At 64.3% G+C, this 2755-nt stretch carries 3 protein-coding genes and 1 pseudogene; all 4 read left to right on the top strand.

Annotation, left to right across the window (positions count from 1 at the left end):
• The first annotated feature begins 38 nt into the window (after nucleotides 1–38).
• On the top strand, nucleotides 39–611 hold the full coding sequence (locus tag QZ281_RS15350) for a hypothetical protein (RefSeq protein ID WP_219352875.1): 573 nt from the start codon (nucleotides 39–41) through the stop codon (nucleotides 609–611).
• Between the two features lie 33 nt (nucleotides 612–644).
• Entirely contained in the window at nucleotides 645–1076 is a 432-nt protein-coding gene (locus QZ281_RS15345) for a hypothetical protein (RefSeq protein WP_201099698.1), read from the top strand.
• A 111-nt stretch (nucleotides 1077–1187) separates the two neighbouring features.
• Nucleotides 1188–2054 carry a hypothetical protein gene (locus QZ281_RS15340; RefSeq protein WP_201099697.1) on the top strand — a complete coding sequence of 289 codons (867 nt, stop codon included), beginning with the start codon at nucleotides 1188–1190 and terminating at the stop codon, nucleotides 2052–2054.
• A gap of 76 nt (nucleotides 2055–2130) precedes the next feature.
• Nucleotides 2131–2755: pseudogene (istA, locus tag QZ281_RS15335) on the top strand (IS21 family transposase); the annotation flags it as partial.

Here is a 2755-nt window from a genome sequence, read left to right as displayed (position 1 = left end):
GTTTGCGGAGATAGTCCCGAAGCGGATCGTACTTGCCCATGACCTACAAAGCCGGACAGCGCCGCTATTGCCAAGGGACAGACGCGATGAAAACCTATGCGGAGGCGCTGGAGCCCGACGCCCGATACCGGATCGTAATGACGGATGACCCGGTCGACGGCCTGCGCCCATTGAGCTTCCGCGACCACTACGACATGGTCGCCGATCTGGAGCTGCCTGCCGGTGCGCCTGACGTCGTGGTCAGGATCTACGCGCGCGCCCTGAATGCGCTGATCTACGGCTGGCTTGACTACGAACTGATGGTGGTCGCCGCCGGCCAGGCCCTGGCCAGTCTCGAGTTCGCTCTCAAGATCCGCCTGGGCGCTGACGCGAAGAAGATGCCCGGTCTTGCGAGGCGTCTTGGATATGCGGTTGAACGGAACATTCTATCGGCCCCGCAGAAAAGTCAGTGGGGCGACGATCATGTGTTGCTGGTCCACATTCGCAACGAGATCGCTCACGGAAGCGAGCACGTCTATCCGCCCAACCTCGCCGCAATCATATTCGACCGTTGTCGGGCGCTGATTTGCGAGCTTAACGACCTTCCGGCGCCGAGCCTCCGAAAACGATGACGGCGTCGCCCTTCCGCGCCTCGTGAGACCGACATGGACAAGTTTGAGCTTCTGAGCACGTTCTGCGAAAGCGCCATTTCGCGGCCGGAAGAGAGCCGGCCGGTCATCATCCCCTGGAGCGACCAGTCCCGGCTTCTCTGGCCGGAGGCGCAGTATTTCGCTCCGTGGCGCGATGTCGCCTATGCCTCGGCATCAGAACGCGCTGCAGATAACGCGATCCAGGACCGCGTCCGCCTCAGGCGCTGGAAACGGGTTTCGCCGGAGATCGGGCGGGTGTTGGGCTCTCGCCTCACGCAGGCGCTGGCCGTTATCCAGGTCAATGAGATGGCCGGTGAGCGTGCAGGAACACCCTTTCCGTCGGGACTGGACGATAAGGCGCTGACCTCGGTCCTGTTGATCTACTGGTGCTACGCAATGGAGCTGCCGCTGGCGGAGTCGGGCGGCGCGACGGCGGGCCGCGCCTGACGAGGCCTGACCCGCGGCCTACGGGATTGGCGACCTCGGAATTGAAGTCGAACGGACGTCCGAATCTGGCGCACACTCAAGGCAGTTCGCCTTGAACTTCCGGATTCCTCGATGACCGCATCCATCTCTCTCGTCATGCCCGACTTCAGAGCGGTGTCCGACGAGGACCTTGAGTCCCTGCTACCCCAGGCGGACGGCGCCTGGAGCCGGCAGACCAGGGCCCTGATGCTCGGCCTGGGAGCGCAGAAACTCAATCTGAACAGCAACTGGGCCGAGGTTCGGCGTGACTGGGTCTGCGAGGCCTGTCAGCGGCGCAAGCCTGAGATCGCGCGGGTCAGCGATCACGGCGTCCTTCTATGCCAGCTGGAATGGCATCACGACCACCTGCGCGACCACGCCAAAAAGATGCTTCGCCCGCTGGTGAACATCGAGGACCGGACCCCGGAAGGCCGGGATCTCCGGCGCGGCGTCGACGCCTGCAAGGACCTCACCATGCGGTTCTTCACAACGCTTATCTGCAATGACTGCAATACCGCCGAGGGGAAGGCCAAGGGCCGGTTGGGCGACCTGATCCCCAGCTATTTCAGCTTCTCGCCCCGCGAGATCACGCGCTTCATACGGGTGCAGCCCAACCGGATGCATGGGATCGACGATGAAGCGGTCCGTGAAGTCTGGAACGAGGTCGAGCGCGACGTGGCGGACCGGCTCGCCTTTCTCGACATCCTCGCGGGGCGTCTGAGAGCGGGAGGCCATCGCATCCAGGGCAATCCCCCGCAGTTCTGGAGCTCACCCGTCCTGACGTCGGTCCTGCCTCACCTCGCGGCGCGACAGGGGCAGGACGCCGAAAGCCTTTATCGGATACCCGGCATCGTTTCGGAGCGTTCGGTTCGTCACGACGGTTTCGGCGTTTCGCCCCGTCTCAAGCGGACCGCCTCGCGTGTGGATCGGCGTGGAAAAGGGACCCCGTTAGCGGTGTGATCGGCGTCGAATAAGGACCCCTCATTCCTGAGGTCTAACGGTGGCGGCTTGGCGGATGTCAGGCGGCGAGTTCGGGATGTTGGTGTTGGAGACGGTGTTGAGGATCCGGCGCGAGTTTGCGTCCGGCAAGGCGATCAAAGCGATCGCGCGTGACCTTCGATTGTCGCGCAAGGTGGTTCGCAAGGCGATCCGGGAGCCGGATGCGGAGTTCGCCTATCGGCGGGCGGTGCAGCCGTTGCCAAGGCTGGGGCCGTTCCAGGCCAGGCTCGATGAACTGCTGGAAGAGGACGAGGCGCGGCCGCGGCGCGAGAAGCTGCGGATGACGCGGGTCCATGACCTACTGGTGCGCGAGGGGTTCGACGGGTCGTATGACGCGGTCCGGCGCTACGCGGCGGGGTGGCGGCTGAAGCGACGCCGGGGCGTGGCGGATGCACCGTCGTTCATCCCGCTGATGTTCAGGCCGGGCGAAGCCTACCAGTTCGACTGGAGCCACGAGGACGTGGAGATCGCGGGCAAGCCGATGCGGGTGAAGGTGGCGTACATGCGGCTGTGCGCCTCGCGGGCGATCTATGTTCGGGCCTATCCGCGCGAGACCCAGGAGATGCTGTTCGACGCGCATGCGCGGGCGTTCGCCTTCTTCGGCGGTGTGCCGCTGTCGATCCTTTACGATAACACGAAGATCGCGGTTGCCAGGATCTGCG

The organism is Brevundimonas sp. (genome assembly GCF_018608325.1).
Taxonomy (GTDB): Bacteria; Pseudomonadota; Alphaproteobacteria; order Caulobacterales; family Caulobacteraceae; genus Brevundimonas.
This window is presented reverse-complemented; position numbering and strand designations above follow the sequence as displayed.

What these genes read in the sequence shown, in the direction of transcription:
- QZ281_RS15350 (WP_219352875.1), top strand. Translation starts at nt 39, where the DNA reads ATGACCTACAAAGCCGGACAGCGCCGCTATTGCCAAGGGACAGACGCG.
- QZ281_RS15345 (WP_201099698.1), top strand. Translation starts at nt 645, where the DNA reads ATGGACAAGTTTGAGCTTCTGAGCACGTTCTGCGAAAGCGCCATTTCG.
- QZ281_RS15340 (WP_201099697.1), top strand. Translation starts at nt 1,188, where the DNA reads ATGACCGCATCCATCTCTCTCGTCATGCCCGACTTCAGAGCGGTGTCC.